This is a genomic window from Halomonas sp. V046 (genome assembly GCF_052645355.1).
Map to the genome: position 1 here is coordinate 1 of NZ_JBQXYF010000034.1, position 1,444 is coordinate 1,444.

The 1,444-nt window shown below is 59.6% G+C and carries 1 protein-coding gene; it reads left to right on the forward strand.

The genetic code is table 11. The annotated features are described in order from the left end of the window. Positions 1-52 precede the first annotated feature (52 nt). Positions 53-1,413, forward strand: a protein-coding gene (locus ACUN9Y_RS22065; protein ID WP_445462898.1) for an IS3 family transposase whose coding sequence is annotated in 2 segments (ribosomal slippage) — positions 53-518 and positions 518-1,413 — 1,362 coding nt in all. Because the reading frame shifts where the segments join, the coding sequence is not laid out codon by codon here. The last annotated feature ends 31 nt before the right edge of the window (positions 1,414-1,444 follow it).

A 1,444-nucleotide genomic window follows, 5' to 3' on the forward strand; every position in this document is an offset into this window, starting at 1 on the left:
TGAACTGCACCCCGAAAGTTGGACACCCACATCCAACCTTCGGGGTGTTTTCATGAGCAACCGATACGACGAGTGGTTCAAACTGCTGGTGGCACAGCAGTGTTTGCACGGTGACACCAGCTTGAGTGAGGTGGCCCGCCAGCATGGCCTGGATCCTTCTCTGGTGCGGACATGGCGGGACAACTACCGTCAGCATGGCGTCATGGGGGTGCGCAAGAAATACACGCACCGCAGCGCGGCTTTCAAGCTGCAGGTCCTGGAGACGATGTGGCGAGATGGCTTGTCACGGCGTCAGACGGAGGCCCTGTTCGACATCCGCGAGCGCGGCGCCATTGGCAGATGGGAGCGTCAGTATCATAGTGGTGGTCTGACTGCACTGGAGCCAAAGCGCAAGGGGCGCCGCCCGATGACCAAGAAGCCGCCTTCCCCACCACCCCCGCCTGATGATGAGCGCTCACAGGAGGAGCTGCTCAAGGAGTTGGCGTATCTGCGTGCCGAGAATGCCTACCTAAAAAAGCTCGATGCCTTGATCCGGGAGAAAGGGGCGGCGACGCGGGGCAAAAAGCCCAGACCGTCCAAGGGTTAAGGCATGAACATCCGCTGGCTCTGCTGCTGCGTGCGGCTGAGCTGCCACGCAGCACGTTCTACTACCAGGTCCAGGCCTTGGGTGCTGACGATCGGTACGCGTCTCTGAAGGCGCGTATCCGGGCGATCTATGACCGCCACAGCGGGCGCTATGGCTACCGGCGTATCACCGCCGTCCTGCGGCAGGCAGGTGAGACGATCAATCACAAGACCGTCCAGCGGCTGTTGCAACAGCTGGGCTTGAAGTCCCTGGTTCGCCCCAAGCGATACCGTGCCTACCGAGGAGCGGAAGGTTACGCCGCTCCCAATACGTTGCAACGTCGGTTTCAAGCTCAGCGTCCCCATCAACGGTGGGTGACGGACATCACCGAGTTCAAGGTCAATGGCCAGAAGCTTTATCTGTCACCGGTCATGGATCTGTATAACGGAGAGATCATTGCCTTCCAGACAGGACTACGCCCGGTATTCGACCTGGTGAGGGGTATGCTGAAGAAAGCCTTTGGCAGGCTGATGCCAGGGGATCGGCTGCTGCTCCACACGGATCAGGGCTGGCATTATCGCCACCCCAGCTATCGCCGCCTGGTGGTGGAGAAGCGGATACTCCGCAGCATGTCACGGAAAGGGAACTGTCTGGACAATGCCGCCATGGAGAGCTTCTTCGGCACCCTGAAGGCCGAGTATTTCCACCTGAACCGGTTCGACACCATTGAGCAGCTGCAGCAAGGGCTCGACAAGTACATCCATTACTACAACCACGAACGCATCCGCCTGAAACTAAAAGGCCTGAGCCCCGTACAGTACAGGACTCAGGCCTTGGGCGCCGGCTGAGTGAACCGTCCAACTATTGGGGGTCAGCTCA